Raw genomic sequence first — 25940 nt, 5'->3', positions numbered from 1 at the left:
AAGTATATAAAATACCCTGCTTTTTTTTCCGGATACAGGAGAGGCTGGTACCTGGCATACCACCGGGAGTACCACCTGACAGGCATAAATCCGTACATTTATGGCCGGAAGACCCAAAACTATTTTATGGAAGAGGCTGATAAATTACAACGGATTGTTGAAGCAAGGATGAAGCTCAAATCGCGCTTTGAGGAGAAAATGCGGCTAACCCCATCGGTGGCCGACAATAAACCGCAGGGAAGCGGCAACCCCAACCGGCATGGCATGCCGGTATTGCCAATAGGGCAAACCATCACCCATAAGTGGCCGGTACTGGACCTGGGGATACAGCCTGAAATTGAAAAGGATGAATGGCAACTGATCCTGGATGGCGCCGTGGAGCACCCGGTAACCCTCAGCTGGGCCGATTTTCTTGCATTGCCGCAAACAGCAGACACCTCCGATTTTCATTGCGTAACCACCTGGTCCAGGCTCAATATGAACTGGATAGGCGTACGGTTACTGGACCTGGCAGCATTAGTACAGCCGAAAGACACGGCCACGCATATACTCTGTTATGGTTACGACGATTATACCACCAACGTGGCGCTGGAAGAAGCGCTGAAACCCGATGTACTTTTGGTACATACATATGAGGGCGCGCCTTTGCCAAAAGAACATGGCGGCCCCGTAAGGATGATCACGCCTGAGCTATACGCCTGGAAAGGCGCGAAATGGATACACCGTATAGAATTCCTCACGGCCAACCGGCTGGGCTTCTGGGAAGAAAGAGGCTATTCCAACACCGCCTATCCCTGGAGGAACGACCGGTACAGCTAATTGTTTATAAACTTCACCAGCGACGGCACCAGTTTGCCCGCCAGCGGCAACGGCGCCGTTTCCTCCTTTGCAGCCGGTGCAGATGCTTTCAGCGTATGCGTCATACCGGTAATCATCAGCAGTTGAGAGCCTGGCTTGCAGTTATGCAGTATATCCGCCTGCACCGGTGGCACCTGTGTGTCGCTGGTACCGCCTATAACCAGGAACGGCATCTTTACTGCAGGAAGCAATGCACATGGATCATAATGGAAAGTGCTTTTCCAGAACGCATACAGCGAAGGATTAAAAATAGTGCTGAGCGCCGCCGGCACCTGCTGCGGGTCCCTTCCCTGCCGCAATTCATTTAAGGTAACTGTTACCGCATCATACAGCGAATCAGCCAGCATAGGTTTTAACTGCGCCAGCAACACTTTATCCATACATTCGCCCGGGCCTGATAAAGAAACCAGGCTATTGAAACTCCTGCGGCCCGCCGCCATCAGGCCTATTAAAGCGCCTTCGCTATGGCCAACTACCGTTACACTTTTAAACCGGGCTGTGTTTCTCTGCAAATGATCAATCCAGGCAACAGCATCATCGGTATAGTCATCCAGCGAAGTGGCGCTGCTGCTTTTTTTGAAACCGTTGCTCTGCCCGATGCCGCGCTTATCGTAACGCAGGGAAGCAATGCCGTTATCGGCCAGTGCAGCCGCCAGCTGCTGGTAAGAGCTCCCGTTGGGCGCAGGTAATAAGGGGTTATTACCGTTATGATCTGTAGGCCCTGAGCCGGCAATGATCAACACTACGGGCCATGGCTGCCTGGCTGCCGGTTTTGCCAGCACGCCATACAGGATCCCCCCATCCGTGGTAACCACGGTGTCCCTTTCCTCGAAAGGCAATAATGCTGTAGCTTTGGGCTTGTTTCCCGCAATAAAAAACCCGGCAATACGGTGGTTGTTGTCGAATACCACCCTAAACGTAATAATGGCTTTGGCAAACCTGTTATCTGCCAGTATTATATCGTATGCTCCTTCCTTTAATGCTTTTGTGGAGATGACGGCTTCCCATTTTCCATAAGATTGTTCGAGCTGTTGCCAGATGCCTTTCATCATTTCCGGGCTTACTTTTTCTTTCATACCGGCATCCATATTTTCCCTGGCGCCTTCCCAGTTTTCTTTACCCAGCTGCTCAAAAAGATGCGTAGCCACCTGGTCGTTTTGCTGCGCAGCAGCGGAGAAAAACAGGATACACAGGAATGATAAGAGGTAATACTTTTTCATAGATCCTGAGTTTGCTGAATTATTTTTCTGTAGATGTAATAGGAATAACCACACGTAACAAGCGAAGATACAAGGATCACAAACAGCATCAGGTAATGCAGCTGTTGCCCGCTTACAAGCCAGGAAAGCATGAAGCCCAAAGTACCCGCAATAAACAGTACCACGCCTCCCACGCGATGGGTTTTACGCCATACGGTTTCGTTCTTCAACGTCCACGGCGTGCGGATGCCAAAGAAATAATTGGGCCGCACATTGTACATCAGGTTCCCGCAAACGGCCAGGAAAACAAACACCAGCTGTGGCATAAGCCTGGCCATGTTAAACCCTTCCCCGGCAAGCATGGAGCAAACAGGCCCGGCAGAAAGCACCAGGTGTGTGCCCGCCCAGATGATCACATACGGTTTGCGGGATAAAGGCTTCTCCTCACTGTTCCTGTACAGCGAAGCAAACAGGCGGTACAGGAATACGTTTAATAACACCAGCGCCACGATCCCTGAAATATATCCCCATAATACCCCTTTGCCGGCCGGTATTTTCCCTGATGCTACCAGCATCTCATATACCGGGATACCGCTCAGGAATACTACGATCACCACTTTGAAGCCATATAGGAAAGGGGCGATCTGCACCATGTCTTTTCTGCTCTTTTCATTCAGCAATGAAGACATTAACGGGATACTCATACACAGGTAAGTGACCACGCTGCCTGCAAAAAGCACCGATAGCAGTCCCAGTGGCGGCATATAACTGTCTGCCACCCATTTACCTTCTTTACTGATGCTGTAGTGGGAAGGTATTGTTTCAGGAAGATCGGCACGGAGCAGGGCATAAACCAGGAAAGGCATTGCCATGGCCAATATCAGCAAGATTTCCTTTAACCATTTATTTTCCTTCATAACGGGCAGTTTTGGGCTTCATTACCGGTAATGCCTCCGCCGTGAACTGCAGCATCCATTTCAGCAGTTCATCCATTACCGTAGTGTTGAGGGAATAAAATACGAACTGTCCCTTTTTTATGCTGGTAAGCAGTTCCGCCTGTTTAAGCAGGTCCAGGTGATGCGATATAGTAGGCTTGGAGAAATTAAAATGCTCCGCTATCTGACCGGCCGTCAGATCCTCTTTTTTTAGTAACTCCAGGATATCCCGGCGGGTTTTATCATTGAGCGCCTTAAATACGTTGTTCATAAAGAATATATTTAGACAACTATCTAAATACTAAAGTAGCCAAACCGGATGGAATGGGCAAAATAAAAATGTTACTTGAAAAGAAATAGTTGCAGATCGCCTTTGCGGATTTTGTCTGACTCAGGATTATGATGATTAGGCTGATTATCCTGATTTTAAAATGATAAATTCAGGTTTTGATTTAAAGAATATGGCAAGATATAAGCGAAAGCATCTGCTAATTTCTCCCCAAATCTTTTTAAATCCCCAATAGTCAAATCAGCGGAATCATCATAATCATCATAATCCTGAGTCAGACAAAATCCGCTCAAGGCGCAATTTCAATAGCGGTTCCCTCCTGCCAGTGCTTATGTTCGGGAGTGTAATAGAGATAACAGTTACTCGCTTTTCCCTTGTATTTACCAGGCACATCTGCTTTCAGATCGAGCCTGACGGATTTGGTTTCGCCCGCGGCGAATCCCATCCAGTAGAGCACCAGGTAATTATCGAAGATCTCGTAATAGGCCACTTCTTTCTTCTCTGCCAGCTCCTTCAGTTGCCAGGGCTGCAGCGAGAGACCGGCAGGAATGCCGATTTTTGCAATGGCCATGGGCTGCAACGTGGATTTAATATTCTTTACCTCTATATTCATCCGCACAGTTTCACCGGCTTTGGTGCGCTTGTCGCTTAAAGCGGTATGCAGCCGCAACTCTGCTGCAGCGCTGCCTGGTGGCTGCATAGTGAAATAAGACAGCTCCATGTTGTATGGCAAACCTGGCTGATGGCCGCTATATTCCACGGCAAAAGTATTGACGCCGGTTTTCACTGCATGACTGAATGCCTGCCCTACTTCAAGCGGCTCGTTATTGAGATGGAAGCTGATAACGCCGTTGCTTTCCGCACGCCCTTTTAATTTCACGCATTCCACAATCGCATTAAGCGCCAGCACCGTGGCCTGCGTAGATCCGTAACCGTAGTATACCTTTTCAGACAGTATTTTAGAGATGGCAATGGCAATAGCAGCCATGTCCGGGTGCTGCTCACGGGCAAGCGCCATGGCATATAACGACAACGCCTCTACGCGGAGCGAAGCATCCCTGGAATTAACAACAGATGTGGCAGCCGCCAGGTTCTCCTTCCTGTAATTCTCCTTCAGCGCAGCCATCAGGCGGCGATAGTTGCTGGTATCTTTCATATTGCTCGCTGCCAGCGCCATCAGTCCCAGCTGGTAACCATCGTTGGAGGCCAGCGCTTTCTGCACCCCGGCGTTATACTCCCGCTGTATTTCACCGCCCACGCCAGCCTGTGTAAGCGCATATACAATATACAGGTTGGCAATATTGCCGGGCACCGACCTGAACCTATCATAACCACCAGCCGATAACTTAAAGCCGCCTTCGCCATCGCGGCGACCAAGCAGGAACGACTTTGTACGGGCAAGCATGCTTTTATCCACGTCAATGAATGCCTGCATATCTGTAAATTCCAGTAAGCCATAGGCCGTAAGCGCTTCATGCGGCGGCGTATGCCCAAACCATTCGAACCCACCCATGGCCGTTTCAAAGCCAATTAGCTTCTTGTAACCCGCTTCAATATATTCCAGCGCTTTGGCTTCTACTTCACGGTTCGATTTCCCGGACTCTTTCAGGTATTTCAGGATGAAGATATTTGGATAAGTGCTGGAGGAGGTTTGCTCAAAACAGCCATAAGGCTCTCTCAGCATGGACTCAATACCATCCAGCAGCTGCCCTTCCAGTGAGGTGAACACCTGCAGCCTGGTTTGTATACTGCCTTTTACCGGTTCGCTGATTTGGAAGGAATGCTGCGCAGATGTTTCACCTGAAAAAGTATGTATAACAGGAAAACCCCGCTGCGCCGCCGCTATGGGAAGCGACAGGGTTTCCGTTACGCCTTTTCCATGCACGGTAAACTTCACTGTGCCAGAGGTAGGCGCAACCGCTTCCAGGGGAATAAGCACCTGCCTGGAGCCGTTGGGCCCCAGCGTCACCTTGTTCTCAAACCTGCCGGCCGACATATTAACGGGAACGGCTATACTAATATCCAGTTGTATAGCAGAGGCGCTATTATTCTTAAGTACCAGGGGCACCATCGCCTGGTCGCCAATAGTAAGATAAGGCGGTATTTTGGCGTCTATCTGCAACATATTGCGGGCCGACCAGGTAGCTTCCGCCCTGCCTGGCTTGCCATTCCAGGCAATACCCTCAGCAATTGCCCTGAAAGTGGTAGCGGCATCAGAGTTGTAAAATTCCACCGTAGCCATGCCTTCCTTATCTGTTTGCACTACAGAGTTCCAGTAAATGGTTTCACGGAAATCAGTTCGTTCATCCGTATCCGTAGTTGCGTAATGCGGCGCATAAAAACGCCTTGCCACGGAGAAGCTGGTCTGACTGGGCGGCACTGCCGCGGTAGCATAATAGCTTCGTTTGCCGAGATTGAAACGGATCCTGTCGGGAAGCTTGTTTTTGGTATGGATAACAATCACGCCGTTAGCGCCCCTGGTACCATAAATGGCAGTGGCAGCCATATCCTTAATCACCTCAATGGAGGCAATATCATTTGGGCTCAGCTGCATATCCAGCCCTTCCATCACTACACCATCTACCACAAACAAAGGTTGGTTATTACCCGTAAGCGAAGCATTTCCCCTGATCCGTATATCTTCCGCGCCGCCGGGATTCCACGGGGGCAGTACCACCAACCCTGCTACCCTGCCCTTCAGTACCTCCTCATTGTTGCCTGCAATATCCTCACCCTGGTATATTTTCACTGCCCCGGTCACAGATCTTTTCTTTTCCACACCATAACCCACCACTATCACTTCTTCCAGGGCCTTTGCATCTTCGATCTTCACCATATTCATTACAGCATCAGCATCTTCTTTTTGCTCAGGCACTACCGGTAACGGCTGTACGGCGGGTCGCAGTACAACACCTTTCTCCAGCAACTTGCGCGCCCTGATCTCATTAAGCTCCACTCCATGTTGTTCTATCCGTATGGTTACCAGCTCACGTTTTTTTACAGGCCTTGCAATAAGGCAATACCTGCCGAGTGGATCCAGGTTGGTAAAAAAGAAGGCGCCATCATCATCTGTATTCATTTGTATAGCCTTCCCGTTATCACCGGTATTGATGAGGAAAACAGTAGCCTGCACAGGTTCCTTTTTTGCGTTCAGCACAGTGCCGCTCAGCACCTGGCCTTCATCAGGAATATACTTCAGCAATTCACCGTTCCTTGCCTGCGGGATGTAATCAAAATAACGGTAGCCATGGGTAAGCATCACCAGGTCAAGTGCAGGACCCGCCTTAGGCTCATCTTCCCGGAAATAAAACAACGGCTCTTCTATCTTCCCATGCAATTCGCTGCTCATCAGCAACCACGATAAAATATGATCCTGCTTGTCATCGGCATAGGTCCAAAGCTTGTCGTCCATTACTGCAACGGATAAATTGGATGGTAACGGCGTTCCCTTATCATCCATCGTTTTAATGGTCATTTTCACTTTCTCCCTGGGCAGGTATTCTTTTTTATCGGTAGTAACGCTCACCTGCATTACCTTATTCCTGTTCAAGAATACCAGCCGCTCTGCAACAGGGGTTTTGTTGCGCAACAACAAGGTAAACCGCGCAATACCGGCTGGAAAAAGAGACTCATCTATGTCAACAGTCTGCGTGCCTTTCTTCAGCTGCAATACTTTTGTGTAATAGGTCACTACTTTTGTCCGCCCTGTCAGCGTTACCAGCTGATCAGTCATAGCAGATAGTTCCAACTGAAGCTTTTCATCTTTCTTTATAAAATTCATCACCACGCCTTCGCTCCTGCAGGCAGGAAAATCGTATACCTGTGAAATATGCAGCGGTGAAATTATTCTTACCGTATACTTTTCACCAGGCAGCGGTGTAAAGGAGAATTTTCCCATACCGGCATAGTAACTTTCAAAGGTGCTCACCTGCCGCCCTGCATGATCGAGCACAACTCCTTTTATATCGGCTGGTTTGCCATGCTCATTCACGGCCCTGAAAGCAATATTACTGGAAAGCCCCGCCACCATTGCACCTCCTTCGGGCAACAGCTGCAGATCTATTTTATTAAGTACAATAGGAATGCTGCGTGAAATGGATTCTTTATAGGCATCATAGTCGATGGTTACATTCAGTAACCCGTCGGTGGTGCTAAGATCCGCCGGCAGCCTGAATTGCAGCAATACCTTACCATTGCCGCCGGTTACGGCTTTACCTGTTTGTATAACGGCGCCGCCTATACTCACTTTATAATTCACGGCATGCCCTGCTATGGGCTGATCGGATAAGTTCCTGATCGTATAATCGGCTGTCACTTCATCGCCGGGGCCATAGCCTTTTTTGGGGAAATCCAGTTTCATCAGTACACGGGGCGGGATTACCTGTTGCACGGTAACTTCCTTTGTGTAAAAGGTACTGTCGTTTTCGTTGCGCATCCAGGAGGTATAAGCTTTGAGCCTGTAAATACCACCGGGAACGGAAGGCTCAAAATAAAAAGAGCCTTCAGCATAACCATCTGTGATCTTATAACTGAGCTTTTTAAATACTTTCCCCGAAGGGTCCAGTATGTCTACAAACGCTACCTTGCTCAGGGAAGAAGGCTGCTGATCTTTCGCATTTACCAGGTATAGTTTAAAGAACATTTCCTCACCCGGCTGAAAAAAAACATGACTGGTATGAATATAGATCTTCTCTTTAAACGAGGTATAGTCGTATGTTTGGGCCTGCGCAGCCAGTATGGTGAACAGGTATATGCAAAGGAAGCTGATAATTTTTTTCATGATCTCAGAATTGAATGGATGCGTTAAAACCATAAGTTTTGACAGCAGGAAGATTGAAGAAATCCAATCCTGTGCTATTGGCCTGGTCAAATAATAACTGATCGGGGTCCGTTCCCTTATAGGGCGACCATAACAGGATATTATTGACATATGCGCTCAGGGTAAGCTTCTGAACAATACGCCGGAACAACCAATGGTAGCTGAGCTTCACGGTATTCAGGCGGAGCCGGTCGGCCCGTTCTATATAGTCTTCTGCCACACCGCTGACCCCGTACCTGACCCAACGGTTTTTGCTGATATCTTTTTCAGGGTTATAAAAATCCACCGGGATATTATTTGGCCGGCCATCTGTTTGCACGCCTTGAAAAACATAACCTGTAATGTTCCTACCGTTGGCCGACTGCTGTGATCTGCCATAGTAGTCCAATGCTGCCTGTGTGCCATTCCACCGGTCGCCGCCGTGTTTCCATTCCAGGTCGGCCTGCAGAGAGAAACGTTTCCATTGCATGCTATTATGCAGCTTCATCACAAAATCAGGAATGGGATTCCCGATAATGGCAGGATCCTTTGCCACCAATGGAAACCCATCAGGCCCAATCACCTGGTTGCCTGCTGCGTCGCGTTGCCAGGCGCTACCCACTATTACTCCCAGTGGCTGCCCTTCTATCAACGCTGTGTGCACGTCACTGAAGCCGGCTATGGGCGTATGATTGTAGGGATTGTTCACGCTGGTTACTTTATTCCGGTATGCAAAAAAGGAAAGGGCATGGGAAGTGGCTACTGTCTTCTTCCTTAAATTATCTTCGAAGAATTTCAGTTCCAGGTCAATTCCTTCGTTATAGTGACTGGCCATGTTCCTTAATACCAGTTGTCCTTCCGCTTCCACGGGGAACAGGTCCTGTTTGGTATTCCTCCTGAAAACCGAGGCAGTGAAGCTTAACAGGGAATTCCTGTAAAGCTGCAGGCTACTTGTCCATTCTTCCTGCAACACCGGCAGCAGGTGATCATACCCCGCTACTTCCTGTACCTGTATGTAACTCCCTGCATCCCGAACGGAGAAACGCAGCAGGTTCACGTAGGAAAGCGGCCTGTTGATGAGAAGCTCAGTGGCATTACGCGAATAAGCTGACCTGGCACGTATGCTCCAGGAACCGTTGGGCAGCTTATAATCCACCGCCAGGCTGATATCCGGCAGCAGGTAATAACTTTTACCGGCCGTATTGGAAACATAGATCTTATTACCCAGGCCCAGGTTGATCTCCGGCCAGTTCCAATGCCTGTAGGAGCTGAGCGACTGAAGATTAAGCTCCTGCGTGGTGCGCTGATACCGGTAGCTTTCATCATATACCGGTTGGTAACGGATATCTGAGCGGGTATCAGTTAGCTCATAGTTCGCGGTGGCCCGGGTTCGCACATCAGGCAGGTAATAGTCAAAATCCCTGGTGGCTTCTCCGTTCAATTGATATAGCCTGTCATCTTTTTCTCTTTGCAGTGGCAGCCCCTCAGGGAAGGCCGCAGTGCCGGGCTTAATATCTTCATTGCTGTTCTCTGATTTACGGCTGTATGACTGGAGTATCTTATATTTCATCTTCCTCCAGGCATTCCGTTCCAGTTGCAGGCTGCCCTGGTGGGCATAGGTGCGGTAATAGTGCCCGTTGTTGCGGAGGAGGAAGTTGGGGTTATCGGCGGCTTGCGCATAACTTCTTTGCCCGTTGTTCAGCGTGTAGCCCTGGCCGTTATCAAAGCTCGCGGGGGTAAGTAACGATTGCTGGTATACCCTGTTCAGGAAGCCAGCCCTGTTGGTGTTGGAAAACTGATCTTCCTGGTAATTGTATTTACCACTGATATGCAGCCATTTAATCCGGGTACCGGCGGTTGCCTCCAGGCTTTTGGTGTTATTGCTGTTATAACGGATAATATTTTTCTCCGTTGCATGCCCCAGCCGGATACCAAACTCGTGGAGCGGCACATCATTTACCAGTAAGGTTGTTTTCAGATTAAAGCCCTGGGAGAACATTGCGCCTGTTCTGAAGATGCTGTTCGTATAGCCGGCAGGGTGATGCCCGTTGCCCGTACCGGATGGTACCAGTTTACCGTTTACATCGTACGGATAGGCTTGCCCGTTATACTCCAGCTGGCTCATTAAGGGGCCGTAGCTGAACATTTCATTGGTTTCGGAGCCCTGCCAGGCCAGCGCTCCCCGTATGGATCGGCCCTGTGCATAGGCTGTTTGCAGGGCGGGCAGGCGGTTCACCGTTTTAAAAGCAATACCGGTGGTATATTCGCCGGCAAGCAGCAGTTTCTTTGGATAGGCGGCACGCATCACCAGCTCATTGTTTTTCACACTTATCTTGCGCAACGGGGTATTCAACGGGTATAGCCGCTTCACGGTAAGCTCCTGGCACCGCTTTTCAGGAAGGGAAGCATTTGCTGTGGTATCCCCGTGGATAAGGCGGCTGTATTCCGGTGATAACACAGGGTTTACCTGCTGTGCAAAAATCAGGGATGGGAACAGTAACAGAAGGAGTAAATATTTCAAGGCATACATTTTTACATTTATCAATATAAGGTCTATTCTTAAAGTAAAAGCAGGGCTGCTAGCCGGTCAGTAACTTTTCCATAACGATACATTTATACTCCTATCTAATTAATTATCATCCTTTTAAAATCTATCCCTGTATAAAAAGGATGCTTTCACCCGCATGATGCGGGCGGAAGAATAATTCCATAAGCATCGAAAAAAAATTTTCCCTGCTCCTTTAAATTGAAAAAGCGGATAGCCTATCCCGTTAAAAAGAACATACCTGTCGTTTATTAAAAAATAAACAACTCTTCCAGTCTTATTGCCACATGGAAAAAGATACTTAACTTAAGAACCTATTTTTTCATCATTAAAACCTCAGTATGATTATGAAACTTAAACACCTGACCACAGTGATCCTCTCCGTGGGACTATTGTTCATGATTTCCTGCAAATCGAAACCTAAAGATGCAGACATACAGGCTGCCGTTACTACTGCCCTGCAGTCCTCTCCCGGCGTAACTGCAGATGTTAAGGATGGCGTAGTTACCCTGTCCGGATCTGTTGCCAGCCAGTCCGATAAAGATGCCGCAGAAGCTGCTGTAAAGTTGAACCAGGGTGTTAAGAGTGTTGTTAACAATGTTACGGTAACCCCTCCTCCGCCTCCACCGGCTGCACCGGAAGTTACTGCCGATGATTCCCTGAAAACAGCGGTAGCCGGTATCGTAAAAGATTTCCCTGGCATCCAGGCGGATGTTAAAGACGGAGTGATCACTATTACCGGCGAGCAGAAAGCAGACCGCTGGAAAAAGCTGAAAATGGCGCTGGATGCCCTGAAGCCTAAAAAAGTGGATGCTTCAGGTTTAAAAGTAAAATAATCTTTCTCTTTAAATACAATAATCATGGCAGCATTACAGGATAAATACAAAGAGTTGATTGATGCAGCACAGGCTGCAGGTACCAGCAACCTGAAAGTCAGCGAACTGGATGGCGTATTGCATATAGAAGGCGAGGCACCTACCGGCGCTGTGAAAGACCAGCTGTGGAACATCTATGGAAAGATCGATCCCAACTTCCTGACCGGCGATGTGGTAATGAATATTAATGTAGCAACTGCTGTTGCAGGCGCTAAACTGAAAGTGATCACAGAATCATCTAACCTGAATATCCGCAAAGGCCCCGGCACCGACCAGCCTATTGTTGGTAAGGCAGCGCACAATGAAATTGTTTCGCTGATCAGTAAACAAAGCGACCAGTGGTGGCTGATCCGCACAGATAACGGCGAGGAAGGCTATGCCTATGCGCAGTATCTGCAACCCGTGGAATAACGCTATGAATATAAAAAGAAGAAGCGTCCTGCATGAATGCGGGACGCTTCTTCTTTTATAACCCTGGTATTTCTTTACATACCCGGCAAAAATTTACCATACCAGACAACTTACTTCTTCCCCGGTATCCTGATAAGCACTATAGAGCGGGGAGCTACGTCGTAATTTATCACTTTGCCAGCTTCCATCTGGCTGTCTGCAGTAACAACTGCCGGTGCATCTTTGTCCGTGGTATTTTCCGTGAATACGGTAACTGCTGCATTTGCACGCGGCGCTGCCAGGCTGCCAACACTGGCTTTGGCCTTCACTTTACTTTCACCGGCATTCACCAGTTTGATAATGATGTCGCCGGTTTTACTGTCTTTCACACAAGACGCACCTGTATTAACGTCATTATCCAGCAACACGATGCCTTCATAATAACGGTCGCCTGCATTGTTTGAAAACAAATGCTGTATGTAATAGTTAGGCGTGCGGGTGATGGTGGTACCTGTAAAGTAGATCAGGTTAGGATTCCATGAAGTATGCCCTGTACGAGCCAGCAGCGGGGCGTACGACGATAACCGCACCACATCGCCGTTACGTTCCAGCCCTGTCATATACACCGCTTCCACCAGCGCATTGAACCAGGTGTTGCCGCGGGACGCATATTCGCCCAGGTATACTTTTGATTTACTGCGGTTGTAAGAATCGTAGCGTCGCTTATGTTCCAGGAACCATTCAGGCTTTTCGTAGTAATGTTCATCCACTATCTGCAATGCGTTTTCGTTGGCGAACTTCCAGCCGGCTTCAAAATCTTCTCCTGCAGGGGCCGGGCCTACTGTCCCAATAAGCGTGATTTCCGGGTGCTTTTGCTTCACTGCCGTTTCAATCAGCTTAAAACGTTCCCTGAAAACGGGGGTTTGTTTGTCTTCATTGCCAATGGCCAGGTATTCCAGGTGGAAAGGCTCCGGATGACCTGCAGCGGCACGTTTGGCGCCCCAGGTAGAAGTGGCCGGTCCGTTGGCATATTCAATAAGATCCAGTATTTCGTTGATATAGTCCTGCATCTCCTCCATCGGTAATCCTTTCTGACCGGTGCCGCCTATGCGCCAGGTGCCGCCTGAGTTCTGGCAGCTTACCGCTGCAGGTACTACAGGTAAGGGTTTTGCACCTATGTCTTCACAAAACTGGAAGTATTCAAAATAACCGAGCCCCATCGACTGGTGATAGTTCCATATATTCCGCTGTTCCTTCCTTTCCTCTATGGGGCCAATGGTGTTTTTCCAGCGATACATATTTTCGAGACCATCGCCATGTACCAGGCAGCCGCCGGGGAAGCGCATGAAGCGGGGTTTCAGATCTGCAATGGTTTGTCCCAGATCGGCTCTCAGCCCGTTGGCATGGCCATGAAATGTTTTAACCGGGAATAAAGATACCATGTCGATGCCCAGCCTGCCCCGGGCTTTGGCGGTGATCACCAGTACCGCGCTGTCGTCTGTAGCGCTTGCAGTAATAACACCGCCGCCTTTCTTCCACTCCTTAGCATCCGCTGCGAGGTTTACCTCACCGTATACTTCGCCTTTGCGGCTGCGCAGCTGTACGGATAAGGGAATAGGCGTTGCAGACAATAACCGGGTGAATACAGAAAAGTTATACTGCTCCCCTTTTTTGATTGGGATGCCATCAAAGCCATTGTTCTGCAGACCTATGCCTTCCTGTCCCGGCTCCTCAATGGTAAGCAGGGCGTAGTGCGGGTTATTGGAATGAATAGGCGATTGACTTTCCACGCTGATGGCGCCATAGCCAAATCCCTTAGTCACGTATTCCCATGCAGTGAAAGGATTCCATCCATACCTGTCGGCCGGCGTATACTCAAACGAGCGATTCTGGATTAATTCTGCGTACAGGCCGCCGTCTGCCGCATAACTGATATCTTCAAAAAAAATTCCAAACAGGTCGGGGGAAATCGGTTTCCCTCCCTGCTTTGTTTGTGCAAAAACCTGTTGTGTGCCCAGGCTGGCAACAAGGAATAAATAAACCAGTTTCTTTGAAAGCGTTTTCATAACGTGTATTAAGTTTAAAAAATGCCTGCCCTGGCGGGGTTAGCTACTCCCGGGGCATCTTCCGGCAGGAAAAATAATAAAAACTATTTTATTAATCGTCAATTTGACAATTATTTTTTATAATTCCGGAAGATGCCTGCGTTTTGTTATATGGGGGAATAGTTTTTGGGGGATGAAGAACAATTTTTCCGGGAGATATAGCCTGATACCTGTATCTGTTGTATCAATAGTGCATCACAAAAGACGCCTATGGTCCCGGGCCGGACAGGTATGATATAGAATCATCGGTATAAAGTATTTTTACCTGTAAGAAAATTAAAGTTATTTGTCCCCGTTATGAATAGCCGGTCGTTATAATAACGAAACTATAAAATTATAAGTTATGAGAGAGTTCATGTTAATTTTCAGGAACAGTACCAATTCGCACGATAATCCATCTCCTGAACAATTGCAGGAAAGGATGAACTGGCTGGCTGGTATTGCCGCGCAGAACAAACTGGCAGATAAAGGAAACCGGTTATCGGCCAGTCTTGCTAAAACAGTGAAGCCCAACAACGTAGTAACAGACGGGCCTTATACGGAAATCAAAGAATTTATCAGCGGCTATATGATCGTTAAAGCCGACAGTATTGAAGAAGCCATTGAATTTGCCCAGGCTAACCCGGTGCTCAAAGCCGGCGGTAATGTAGAAGTAAGGGCTATACTAAAACCCGAAGAAAAAAGCTGATGACCGGTACACCTCCATACCAGGAGCTTTTGCCTCACTTGTTCAGGTTGGAGTATTCCAAAATGACGGCTGTACTATGCCGTCATTTTGGCTTGAAGCATATTGAAACAGCAGAAGACATTGTCAGTGAAACCTTCCTGAAAGCCACGGAGGTATGGGGTGCGCGGGGCATTCCCGAAAATCCCACTGCATGGCTGTATACCGTTGCAAAAAATAAAACAAAGGATTATCTCAAACATGTTTCCATCTATGAAACACAGGTAAAACAAGCGCTCAGCGATGGCGAAACCCGGCGGGAGCCCGACTTTGATTTCACGCCTCAAACCATCGCCGACAGCCAGCTGGCCATGATCTTTGCCGTGTGCAATCCTGCCAACGCCGCAGAATCGCAGATCTGCCTGGCGCTGCAGATCCTTTGCGGGTTCAGCGTGGAGGAAATCGCAGATGCCTTTCTCTCCAAAAATGAAACTATTAAAAAGAGATTGCTCAGGGCCAGGGCCAACCTGCGCGCCGATAATTTCCAGGTGGAACAACTACAGGAAGCTGCCATCAAAGAGCGGCTCGACACTGTGCTGAGAACCCTGTACCTTCTTTTTAATGAAGGATACTTTTCCAAATCAGGCAATCACCTGATCAGGAAGGAACTGTGCTCGGAAGCCATCCGGCTTACGTTGGTGCTTACCGAAAACCCGCTCACCAACACCACGGAGGCCAATGCCCTGCTGGCACTGATGTGCTTTCAAAGCTCCAGGCTGGACGCAAGGGCCAACAACCAAGGAGAAACTATTCTTTACGAACAGCAGGATAAAAACCTGTGGAGTAAAGAGCTGATCCAACAGGGTAACTATTACCTCGTAAATGCCTGTACGGGAAATGAAGCATCCAAGTATCACCTGGAAGCCGGTATCGCCTACTGGCATACTACTCCAGATGCCGGCAATAAATGGAATCATATCCTGCAATTGTATAACCAGCTGATATTAATTGAATACTCCCCCATGACTGCATTGAACCGCACCTTTGCATTTGCCAGAGTATATGGCCATGCAGCCGGCATAAAAGAAGCGGAGAAACTGGGACTGCACCACAACAGTCATTACCACTCCCTGCTGGGTTACCTGTATGCATCCACTGATGCAGAAAAAGCAGCGGCGCATTACCGCGAAGCCATCCATCTCACCAAATCAGCAGCAGAAAAGAAAACACTGATGCGGGAAATAGAACGGCTGGGCCGCTGATTTATTTTTTATACCTTTATATCATGCAGGCAGATATACAAACGCTTTATCAATCTCCCATTTGCACGGTACATAATTTTTTGTGCCGGTGCCAGGAGTGCACAGTGTCTGACAAAGAATACCAGGAAACATTTTCTATGGCCTACATCCGCAAAGGCAACTTCCGTTTCAGGGTTTTCCGGGAGGAACTGGATGCTTACAGCGGCCTGTTCCTGCTCTGCAAACCCGGTTATGAGCACCGGGTGGCGCATGTGCACAATATACCGGATCAGTGTACCATCTTTTCTTTCCCGGCAGAAAGCGCGGACCGTTTAATGGAGCATACAGCTTCTTTTTCCTGGTTCTTTAACAACGCCGATATTCAATCCATCCTGGTAAAGGCAACTCCTGAAATGGAATTCCTGCATCAGCATATTTTCAGCCTGCTGCGAAAAACGCATTACCCGCGTTTATGGGCGGAACAACTGATGAACGATCTTTTCATGATGGTGTTATCTGCCGGTGATCCCCTTCATCCCCTGCCTCCTTTGAATGATAAACAGAAAAGGAATTACCTGCCGGCGATAGAGCAGGTGAAAATATTTATCAATGAAAATTATGCAGACAATGTCACCCTTCCGCAACTTGCTGCACTGGGCAATATGAGCCCCTTTCATTTCAACCGTCTTTTTAAACAGATCACTGCCGCCACGCCTTACAACTACCTCTTACAGGTAAGGCTTAAACAGGCCACCCTGCAGCTTCGCAATACCAGCCTGCCGGTAACGGACATTGCCTTTTCCACCGGGTTTAACAGTCTTGAGCACTTCTCCGCTGCCTATAAAAAACAGTTCGGGAAATCCCCTTCCTCTATGCGTTCTTAAAAAGAGCAATTTTCCTTAAACACCTGGCAAATCCACCGGTTAATTTTGCGGTAACAAATTTCAGATTATGAAAACGCAGTTATTAACTACCCTCGAAAATGCAAGGAATTATACGCTGGCCGTAGCTGAATCCATGCCCGAAAAAAACTACGATTTTAAGCCGGTACCTGCCGTATGGACCTTTGCCGGGCTGTTGCACCATATAGGCTACGGCATAGGATGGTGGGAGGAAAATTACATCAGGCAACAATCATCCGATTGGAACCCTCCCACTGCCACCACCGGCAAAGCGGCTACCATTGCGTATCTGGACGGAGCATTTGCAGCATTGAAAAAAAACATGGAAAGCCTTCCTCTTTCAGAACAGGCAATCGCTGGGTTTTATGCCACCATTGACCATGTTACGCATCACCGCGGGCAAGCCACCATTTACCTTCGCATGAAAGACATCGTACCACCTGAATATATTTACTGATCTTCTTAATAAATTTATATGCCGGTATATTATATCAACAGTTACGATATTGTTAACGAAGAAGAATATGCAAAGTACGGTCCTCCTGTTTTACGGTTACTGCATAAATATAGCGCGGAAGTACTGGCTTCCGACCTCCGGGCTAAAGCTATAGAAGGAACTGCCAGACGGATGAATGCTGTTATTAAATTTCCTTCAGAAGCTGCAGCGCTGCAATGCTATAATGACCCCGAATACCAGCCGCTGAAGGAGCTCAGATGGCGCTGTACGGATAATTGCAACATGATACTGGTGCATGCGCTGGAATAAGCTTATTGCTAAATTACCAACCGGCCAATAAGCTGTAAAACCAATCAGCCGGTTTTGCAGCTTATTGCCGTTTTTCGCCGGCCCGGTGGGGCATAGTGCATGCAAGTATCTGCGACACTACCGCTGTTTTGCAAACCGCCTCGATCCCGCCACGCAGAGAATTACCCCAACGGTGATCCCTAACATATCAATGCTTACCTGCTCATGCAATAAACCGGCAGCAAGGGCCAATCCAAAAAATGGCTGCAGCAGCTGCAATTGCCCCACGGCCGCAATACCTCCCTGCGCAAGTCCGCGGTACCAGAACACAAAGCCAATCAGCATACTGAACAGAGACACATAACCCAGTCCTACCCAGGCCGGCAGGCTTATTCCCCTTATCGACGACGGGAACAACACAAATACCAGCGGCGCCATTACAGGCAACGAAAGCACCAGCGCCCAGGAGATCACCTGCCATCCACCCAGGTCCTTTGAAAGCTTTGCCCCTTCCGCATATCCAAGCCCGCACAGGATAATAGCCAGCAGCATTAGTATGTCGCCCGCCGGTGAGGCCGACAGTCCCTGGAACACGGCAAAACCTATCACCAGGAAACTTCCCATCAGCGAAAAAAACCAGAACGCCGCCCGCGGGCGCTCTCCTCCCCGTATTACGCCGAATATAGCCGTAGTAAGCGGTAACATGCCTACAAACACTATTAAATGCGCCGATGTTACATACTGCAGCGCCAGGGCGGTTAACAAAGGAAAACCCACCACCACCCCTATGGCTACAATAGCCAATGGAAGCAGCTGTTTTCTTACCGGCAACTTTTCTTTATAAACAAGTAACAGGGCAAGACCAAGCAAGCCCGCAATGGAGGCCCGGGCCACCGTTAAAAACACCGGGTCGAAATCGAGTACCGCTACTCTTGTCGCCGGCAGGGAACCACTGAAAATCAATACGCCGATAAACCCGTTTATCCAGCCGCCTGTTGTGTTTGATGCGGTAGTGTTAATACTTGCCTCTGTCATAATATCTGAATTGCCACAAAATTAGAAACAGGTATCCAATAAACACAGTCCCAGTTTTGTTTATTTTGATGGACACAGTTATATTTGAAAATGGCTAAAGACTTTCTATACACTACTATTACCAACGGCATTGCCCGGCAGATCAGGAACGGCGTTCTGAAAGCGGGCGACCGCCTGCCTTCCGTAAGAATGTTATGCCTGCAACATAACATTGGCATGAACACCGCCAAAAGAGTTTTCATGGAACTGGAAGCCCTGTCGCTCATCAGCTCAAAACCGCAATCCGGCTATTTTGTAAATCTGCAGCCCCAGTTGAGGCTCCCGCTCACCGCGGTAAGCAAGCCATCTGCAACAGGCAGGAACAAGGAACCGGATGAGCTGATCAGGAAAGTATATGCCGGCCTGGGAAAAGACGACCTCACTCCTTTTGCCATTGGCTCGCCTTCCGGGAAATTGCTTCCCCTGGCAAAACTAAACAGGGAAATAGCCCTGGCCACCCGTACGCTTAAAGCCGGCGGCATTGGCTACGAGCCATTACAGGGCAATGTTACGCTGCGAAGGATGATTGCCGCCCGCTCACTTGCCTGGGGCGGCAACCTGGATGAAAACGACCTGCTCACAACAGCAGGCGGAATGAATGCACTGTCTTTTTGCATGATGGCTTTATCAAAACCAGGCGATACTATCGCTATGGAAAGCCCCTGTTATCCCGGCAGCCTGCAACTGGCCCTGAGCCTGGGTCTGAAAGTGCTTGAACTGCCCACGCATCCAACCAAAGGCATTGAAATAGATGCGCTGAAAAAAGCCATTCCAAAAATTCAGCTCTGCCTCCTTGCTCCAAACTTCAATACGCCCCTGGGAAGCCACATGCCCGACGAAAATAAGGAAGCAGTGGTAAAACTATTAGCCAGGCATCATATCCCTCTTATTGAGGATGATATTTACGGCGATCTCCATTTTGATGCACAACGCCCGAAATGCTGTAAAACATTCGATAAAAAAGGTATGGTGCTGTGGTGCAGCTCTGCCTCAAAAACGCTTGCACCGGGATACCGGGTTGGCTGGCTGGCGCCGGGAAGATACAAGGAACAGATCCTGAAACTGAAACTGGTACATGCACTATCATGTACAGCCATAACACAGGAAGCTGTAGCCGGTTTTCTGAAAAGCGGCAGGTATGAAAATCATCTTCGCCAACTCCGGAAAACCCTCCAGGATAACTACCAGCATTATATACGCACCATTGCAGAACATTTCCCCGCCGGTACAAAAACAAGCCGGCCGCAGGGCGGACTGTCGCTATGGGTAGAGCTTAATAAAAACACCAGCACTACAAAGCTCTTCGAAAAAGCCATCAAACAAAAAATAAGTATTGCGCCCGGAAGAATGTTTACATTACAGGATCAGTTCGAAAATTGTATGAGGCTTTCTCTTGGCCTTCCCTGGACCGATAACCTGGAAAGGCAACTGCAGCTGCTGGGCAAACTGGCAGCCACCATGCGATAATTGCTGAGCGATCCTACACCGGGCATCTGCAAAAAAACTCATGGAAAACCTTTAGAAATAAAACAGCGTAGCGCTTATAAAAAAAGCCATTGGTATAGGATTAATTAAGGCAGATAAGGATAAATAATAACCCCGAAGGGTATACGAACTCCTGAACGTATCCCATACGCTTTATAGCAGGGAGTCTTATATCCGGTATAATTTTCATTTTTATCAATATTTTTTTATCCGCTTCATTCTTTTCCCGCAATGAATACCTACCTTCTACCTGGATTTAGGGAATTGAAAGATAGTAAACAACCAAAATTTCACGTATAATTATCAGCGGTATGTATCGGGCTGGTCAATCGCTGAATGACGGTGAACTGGTAGAACAATGACGCTGCACTATTGGAAGCCAGCCTGGAAATAGTATATTATGAAGCAACTCCTTCTCATTTGTTGTGCCTTACTGATGATACAACAGGCAAATGCGCAAACCCTTTATCATATTTCCCCTTTGGGAAATGATACCCATGCAGGCAATGAATCCCGGCCGATGAAAACCTTGTCTGTTGCGGTTTCCCGGGCAGCAAAACAAAAAGGGCAGTCAGTGGTGATCCTGCTTCACGGAGGCACTTACTATCTCGGAAAGGAAATTACGCTGAATGCTGAAAACATGGCCTGCAAAAGCCTGCAGATAAGTGCATTTAACGGGGAGAAAGTTTTCATCAGTGCTGGGCAGCCGCTTTCGCTTAAATGGAAACCCTATAAGAATGGCATCTTTTCAGCCACTGTGCCTGCCGGTATTTCTTTTGAAAGATTGTATGTAAACGGGCAGCTGCAGGTGCTGGCCCGTTATCCCAATTATGATCTGTCTGCCAAAGTGTTTCATGGCACCGCTGCCGATGCGGTAGAGCGTGCCGCCAAATGGGAGCACCCGGAAAATGGATATGTGCATGCCATTCATGCATCCGACTGGGGCGGCTTTCATTACCGCATCACCGGCATGAAAGATGGGCAGCCCCTACTCGAAGGCGGGTGGCAGAACAACCGGCCCAATAAAATGCATGCAACGCTCAGGTTCGTGGAAAACAACCTGCAGGAGCTGGATACCATCGGCGAATGGTACCTCGACAGCAAAGCCCGGTTGTTGTACTATTATCCCCCCGCTGGCCTGTCGCCCGCAGATGCCCGGATAGAAGTATCACGCCTGAAGAACAGCATAATACTAAAAGGCACTCCTACTCAGCCTGTACGTAACATTAGCTTAAAAGGGCTGCGGTTTGTGCATAATGAGCGCTCCTTTATGGATACAAAGGAACAGCTGCTGCGCAGCGACTGGACCATTTACCGGGGCGGGGCCGTGTTGTTTGATGGTACCGAAAACTGCAGCATCAGCAATTGTGAGTTTGCCGGTCTTGGAGGCAATGCCATAATGCTCAGTAACTATAACTATCATGATACGATCAGAGAGTGCTACATCCATGATATTGGCGCCAGCGCTGTTTGTTTTATTGGCGACCTGAAAGCGGTACGCTCTCCCAATTTCCGCTACGAAGAGTTCACGCCGTATGATCAGCTGGATAAAACACCCGGTCCCCGCAGCAATAACTACCCACAGGAGTGCGTGGTCACCAATAGTCTTATTCATCACGTAGGCGAAATTGAAAAGCAGGCAACTGGTGTAGAGATTACCGTTTCTTCGGGCATTACCGTGAGTCATAACAGCATTTTCCACACGCCCCGGGCCGGCCTCAATATCGGCGATGGCTGCTTTGGCGGCCACGTACTGGAATACAACGATGTGTTTAATACCGTGTTGGAAACAGGGGATCATGGCGCCTTTAATTCGTGGGGGCGCGACCGTTACTGGGCGCCCGACAGGGGATATATGGACAGTATTACTGCTGCACACCCTGAACTGGTGAAGCTGGATGCCATCCGGCCGGTGATCATCCGCAACAACCGCTTCCGCTGCGATCATGGATGGGATATAGACCTGGATGACGGCTCTTCCAATTACAGGATCTATAACAATGTTTGCCTCAATGGCGGTTTGAAGCTCCGGGAAGGCTTTAACCGCGTGGTGAAAAATAATATTATGATCAACAACTCTTTTCATCCGCACGTATGGTTTGCCAACAGCCAGGATGTGTTTGAAAATAATATAGTGATGCGCAAATACTTCCCCATACAGGTGAAAGACTGGGGCCAGCAGGTAAATAATAACCTGTTCCCAGATGAAGCGGCGCTGGAGCTGGCCCGCAGCAACGGAACAGATGCGCATAGCATTGCAGGCGACCCACAGTTCCTGCACCCGGAGAAGGGCGATTATACTGTATCTCCCAACTCTCCCGCACTTAACATCGGCTTTAAAAATTTTGCCATGGATAGTTTTGGCGTACAGGAGCCCGGTTTAAAAGCACTGGCCCTGCAACCGGTGATCCCTGCACTGGTGATGGATAAATCACAACAAACACTAAAGCCGGCAGGACTGCCTTTCCTGGGAGGCATGGTAAAGCCGGTAGAAAGCATGGAAGAACGTTCCGCCTACGGCCTGCAGGATGAATCCGGCGCCATAGTAGTATCCGTTCAGGAGAACGGTTTACTGGCCGCTTCCGGGATCCGGCCCAAAGACGTTATCTGCACGGCTAACGGCATAAAAGTAACTTCCGCTAAACATCTGCTGGAAATTCTGGAAGCAGCAAAAGGCAAAGAGAAAATCCCGGTGGAGATCATGCGGAACCAACAAAAGCAGGTGCTGCAGGTAAGGGTAAAATAACAAAGTACTATCACCGGCTGAAAAGAAGCAGGATAGCGCCTGCCGGCGTTATCCTGCCCTTCCCCTCAAATAATCAAGCAGATTTCCGGCCAGGCAACTTATATCCTTTGTACGTATATTGGAAGCAGTTAGAACATTGCCCTCCTTCGGGGGCTTTTAAGTAAACCGTACCAACATGAAAAGATATTCCTCTCTCCTGTTCCTCCTGGCAATTTTAATTTCCAACCATTGCTTCTCTCAACATCTTTCCGGGAAAGCGCTGCTGGATGATTTAATGTACTATAGAGATACACTGCCCGTAAAACATAAGAATCTTTTCAATAAAATAAGCAAAGCTGATTTTGAAAATAAAGTGGCGCTTGTAGCTTCCAAAATCGATAGCCTGAATGAAGAAACCTTTATGGTAGAGCTTTTCAGGTTAAATGTCTCTATCGGTGATGAGCATACCAGGATCGAACCTGTATTCAGGCTGGTTTTACCAATAAAATTTGAGCGGTTTGAAGATGGTATTTTTGTTACCGGCATTGATCCCGGCAGCTCAACAGCGCTTCTTTCACAACTCATTGCCATTAACGGGCATCCTATAGATGAAATTAACCGGAAATTTAAAGAAGTGATTAAATCTGATAACAGGTCTTACTTTGATATTTACCAGCAACAGTTCCTCAACAACCCATCTTTTCTTAAGGGACTGGGTATCCTTGAAACTGATAAATATGCGGTATTCACGCTTCAGGATCCCCTGCATAAAACATACCAGCTAACGCTTAATGCAATAAACAAGGATAGCCTGAAACTGACCACTGCAAGCCAGTACAACAACATACTTCCCTACAGGCACAATGATAAAGATTATTGGTATACATATGACGAAGCAAGAAAAATAATTTACTTCAACTTTGTTCACTGCGCGGAGGATGAAAATAATCCATTCCCGCAGTTTAACACGGAGCTGTTTTCAACAATAGAAAAACTGCATCCCAATAAAATCATCCTTGATCTCCGGTTTAACAGTGGGGGCAATTCGGGCGTGCTGTCGCCATTTATCGATAGCATCAAACACAGCTATCTGAATAAGAAAGGCCATTTTTATGTACTGATAGGAAAACAAACTTTTTCCTCCGCTTTAATGAATGCCGTTGAATTTAAAAGACATACCAATGCCATCCTGGTAGGCCAGATGACCAGCGGTAATATCAATCATTATGGAGAAGTGCGGGGCTTCCGGCTTCCCAACACCAAAATCGTAATTGGTTATTCTACCATGTACTGGGAAAACTGGAAAGGTAAAAAAGGAGCATTAATGCCCGATAAGGAAATAACGTATAGCGCTGCCAGTTTTGTTAATTATAAAGATGAAGCCCTGGAATATATTTACCAGCGATAGAATTTATTCTGCTGATCAACTATTACGGATGCGCGCTGTGACATTACCTGTTACCACAGGCGGCACCTGCACCAATGTTGGGTTACAGCCCGCCGGCGCCGGCGGGCTGTAACCCAACACTCAATTATCCAATACAAACGTCCCCGCTTCCGCCAATCCGGGCTGCGGCTGGCTATCCAGCCCCGACTTTGGTACCAGCTTAAAATACCTGAATTGCTTCCTTGCAGGAAGGGTGAAGTACTGCTTATTGGGATAGAGATTAAGCAGCACAGTGGTTCCAAGATCTTCCCAGTTGAGATTATCATTACCGGCAAGGACCTGCAACTCTTTTATTTTCCGGTCGCCGTCTTTCTGGATGAATACAAAACCATCTACACAAAGCGTATCTCCCATGTCAACCGCAATCCAGTGATCGGGGTAGTTGGTGGCAGGAGCGGAATAGCGCGCTATCCAGGGCGTGGCCGGGTCGTCGTCTATAAGCCGTATCGCTAACCGGCTGTTGTTAAGCTCTTCTGAACTGAACCCGGCAATTGACCAGTTCTCTTTTTTATACATCTTCCTGACAGGCTCGCCGGAGGGCTTGGGCACAGGAGATCCGATTTTAACCGGCATGCCGAAATCAGGCGCACCGCTTGCATTCCAGGTGAACTTCTGTATGCGTGCATTCCTGCCTCCTCCGCCGGCAGCGCTGCGGGCATGATAGATGAGCCAGTCTTCCGTACCATCGGGCGATTTGAAGAAGCCATTATGCCCCGGGCCAAAGGCCCCGCTATCTGCGCTCATCGAAAAAACAGGATTGGGTGTTTTCACCCAGTCGGCAGGATTCAGGGGATCACCGTTAGCATTAAGACTCAATAATCCCAGGCAATAGGTGTCCACCCAATAGCCGCTGCCGGAGTATACTACGAGCAGTTGCCCGTTAGGGTTAATGATCGCCTGGGGGCCTTCGTTAATGGCGTTTCCGTTCATCTCCCAGGAATAGGTAGGACTGGAAATTGCCACTTTCGGACCGCTGATCGTCCAGGGATTGCTCATTGGAGCAATGTAGATACGCTGCGGTGCGGCGCCTGCATTACCGCCGGACCACAACATGTACATCTGCCCGTTATATTTGAAAACGGTACCGTCTATGGCCCATTGATCCGTGGAATCAGCCACTTTGCCTTTTAATACCCATGTGCCCTGTGTGGGGTCCGTGGAGCTGTTCTCCACCACATACATACGGTGATTGGCATTAGTACCGTTATCGGCTGCAAAGTAGATGTACCATTTATTGTCGATTTCATGCAGCTCCGGCGCCCAGAGATTCTTTGAATATGGCATTCCCTGCGGAGGGATCCATGCATCATGCGAGGTTGCCAATGCGAGTTCGGTCATGGCTTTTGTTTTATAAAGCACCAGTTTACTTCCCTGTGTATACGTGAAGTAATATTCTCCGTTCTTTTGGGCCACCCAGGGATCAGCGCCACGTGGTATCAGCGGATTCGTGAAGGTGTTTTCAACGGTAAAGTCTGCTTCATTCACCCCGTTAATTAAATTGGCTGTACCGCCATCAATAGCGGCCAGTTTATCAGGGCTTATTTTTTTACAGGCAAAACAAAGGGCAAAACATACCCAGGCAAACAAATAGACAGGATTTTCTCTCATGGATTAAGCGGATTAACTGTTAACGTGGGAAAAGGGTTGTATCATTCCTAATATA

General features: G+C 48.3%; 19 protein-coding genes. 11 read left to right on the top strand and 8 right to left on the bottom strand.

Going from position 1 to position 25940, the window contains the following annotated elements:
• Positions 1-126: 126 nt before the first annotated feature.
• The gene (locus FN124_RS21465; RefSeq protein ID WP_142686840.1) at positions 127-819 is read left to right on the top strand and encodes a molybdopterin-dependent oxidoreductase; all 693 of its coding nucleotides are present in this window, start codon (positions 127-129) and stop codon (positions 817-819) included.
• Here FN124_RS21465 and FN124_RS21460 read toward each other — a convergent pair.
• The 5 genes from FN124_RS21460 to FN124_RS30955 form a co-directional block, all read right to left on the bottom strand.
• Positions 816-2078 carry an alpha/beta fold hydrolase gene (locus tag FN124_RS21460; protein ID WP_142686839.1) on the bottom strand — a complete coding sequence of 421 codons (1263 nt, stop codon included), beginning with the start codon at positions 2076-2078 and terminating at the stop codon, positions 816-818. The genes FN124_RS21465 and FN124_RS21460 overlap by 4 nt on opposite strands.
• Positions 2075-2974 (bottom strand): SdpI family protein, encoded by a 900-nt coding sequence (locus tag FN124_RS21455; protein ID WP_142686838.1) that lies wholly within the window; start codon positions 2972-2974, stop codon positions 2075-2077. The genes FN124_RS21460 and FN124_RS21455 overlap by 4 nt, the downstream gene beginning before the upstream one ends.
• Positions 2961-3263, bottom strand: a complete 303-nt coding sequence (locus FN124_RS21450) for an autorepressor SdpR family transcription factor (protein ID WP_142686837.1) — start codon at positions 3261-3263, stop codon at positions 2961-2963. Before FN124_RS21450 ends, FN124_RS21455 begins: the two co-directional genes overlap by 14 nt.
• A 307-nt stretch (positions 3264-3570) precedes the next feature.
• Positions 3571-8061, bottom strand: coding sequence for a TonB-dependent receptor plug domain-containing protein (locus FN124_RS21445; protein ID WP_185937309.1), 4491 nt, complete (start codon positions 8059-8061; stop codon positions 3571-3573).
• Positions 8062-8065: 4 nt separating this feature from the next.
• The gene (locus FN124_RS30955; RefSeq protein ID WP_185937308.1) at positions 8066-10600 is read right to left on the bottom strand and encodes a SusC/RagA family TonB-linked outer membrane protein; all 2535 of its coding nucleotides are present in this window, start codon (positions 10598-10600) and stop codon (positions 8066-8068) included.
• A 371-nt stretch (positions 10601-10971) separates the two neighbouring features.
• Here FN124_RS30955 and FN124_RS21440 point away from each other — a divergent pair, with 371 nt between their 5' ends.
• Together FN124_RS21440 and FN124_RS21435 are read left to right on the top strand one after the other, a co-directional pair.
• Entirely contained in the window at positions 10972-11460 is a 489-nt protein-coding gene (locus tag FN124_RS21440) for a BON domain-containing protein (protein ID WP_142686835.1), read from the top strand.
• A 24-nt stretch (positions 11461-11484) separates the two neighbouring features.
• Positions 11485-11910 carry an SH3 domain-containing protein gene (locus FN124_RS21435; protein WP_142686834.1) on the top strand — a complete coding sequence of 142 codons (426 nt, stop codon included), beginning with the start codon at positions 11485-11487 and terminating at the stop codon, positions 11908-11910.
• Positions 11911-12020: 110 nt separating this feature from the next.
• On the opposite strand, the gene FN124_RS21430 is transcribed toward FN124_RS21435, so the two are convergent.
• On the bottom strand, positions 12021-13955 hold the full coding sequence (locus FN124_RS21430) for an alpha-L-arabinofuranosidase family protein (protein ID WP_142686833.1): 1935 nt from the start codon (positions 13953-13955) through the stop codon (positions 12021-12023).
• 382 nt (positions 13956-14337) lie between these two features.
• Between FN124_RS21430 and FN124_RS21425 the strand changes: the two genes are divergently transcribed.
• From FN124_RS21425 to FN124_RS21405, 5 genes are all read left to right on the top strand, one after another.
• Positions 14338-14682 carry a YciI family protein gene (locus FN124_RS21425; RefSeq protein WP_142686832.1) on the top strand — a complete coding sequence of 115 codons (345 nt, stop codon included), beginning with the start codon at positions 14338-14340 and terminating at the stop codon, positions 14680-14682.
• Entirely contained in the window at positions 14682-15920 is a 1239-nt protein-coding gene (locus FN124_RS21420) for an RNA polymerase sigma factor (RefSeq protein ID WP_142686831.1), read from the top strand. The genes FN124_RS21425 and FN124_RS21420 overlap by 1 nt, the downstream gene beginning before the upstream one ends.
• Before the next feature lie 137 nt (positions 15921-16057).
• Entirely contained in the window at positions 16058-16783 is a 726-nt protein-coding gene (locus FN124_RS21415; RefSeq protein ID WP_185937307.1) for an AraC family transcriptional regulator, read from the top strand.
• Between the two features lie 67 nt (positions 16784-16850).
• Positions 16851-17258 carry a DinB family protein gene (locus FN124_RS21410; protein ID WP_142686829.1) on the top strand — a complete coding sequence of 136 codons (408 nt, stop codon included), beginning with the start codon at positions 16851-16853 and terminating at the stop codon, positions 17256-17258.
• A gap of 18 nt (positions 17259-17276) precedes the next feature.
• Entirely contained in the window at positions 17277-17567 is a 291-nt protein-coding gene (locus tag FN124_RS21405; RefSeq protein ID WP_142686828.1) for a DUF1330 domain-containing protein, read from the top strand.
• Positions 17568-17684: 117 nt separating this feature from the next.
• Here the strand turns inward: FN124_RS21405 and FN124_RS21400 are convergent, their stop codons facing one another.
• On the bottom strand, positions 17685-18581 hold the full coding sequence (locus FN124_RS21400; protein WP_142686827.1) for a DMT family transporter: 897 nt from the start codon (positions 18579-18581) through the stop codon (positions 17685-17687).
• A gap of 90 nt (positions 18582-18671) precedes the next feature.
• On the opposite strand from FN124_RS21400, the gene FN124_RS21395 reads away from it, so the two are divergent.
• The 3 genes from FN124_RS21395 (at position 18672) to FN124_RS21385 (ending at position 24238) form a co-directional block, all read left to right on the top strand.
• Positions 18672-20087 carry an aminotransferase-like domain-containing protein gene (locus FN124_RS21395; protein WP_142686826.1) on the top strand — a complete coding sequence of 472 codons (1416 nt, stop codon included), beginning with the start codon at positions 18672-18674 and terminating at the stop codon, positions 20085-20087.
• 418 nt (positions 20088-20505) lie between these two features.
• Positions 20506-22851, top strand: coding sequence for a PDZ domain-containing protein (locus FN124_RS21390; protein ID WP_142686825.1), 2346 nt, complete (start codon positions 20506-20508; stop codon positions 22849-22851).
• A 175-nt stretch (positions 22852-23026) separates the two neighbouring features.
• Positions 23027-24238, top strand: a complete 1212-nt coding sequence (locus FN124_RS21385) for a S41 family peptidase (protein ID WP_142686824.1) — start codon at positions 23027-23029, stop codon at positions 24236-24238.
• A 120-nt stretch (positions 24239-24358) separates the two neighbouring features.
• On the opposite strand, the gene FN124_RS21380 is transcribed toward FN124_RS21385, so the two are convergent.
• A complete protein-coding gene (locus tag FN124_RS21380; protein WP_142686823.1) occupies positions 24359-25885 on the bottom strand; it encodes a family 43 glycosylhydrolase in 1527 nt (508 codons plus the stop codon).
• Positions 25886-25940 lie beyond the last annotated feature (55 nt).

This window comes from Chitinophaga polysaccharea (assembly GCF_902150045.1).
GTDB lineage: Bacteria > Bacteroidota > Bacteroidia > Chitinophagales > Chitinophagaceae > Chitinophaga > Chitinophaga polysaccharea_A.
This window is presented reverse-complemented; position numbering and strand designations above follow the sequence as displayed.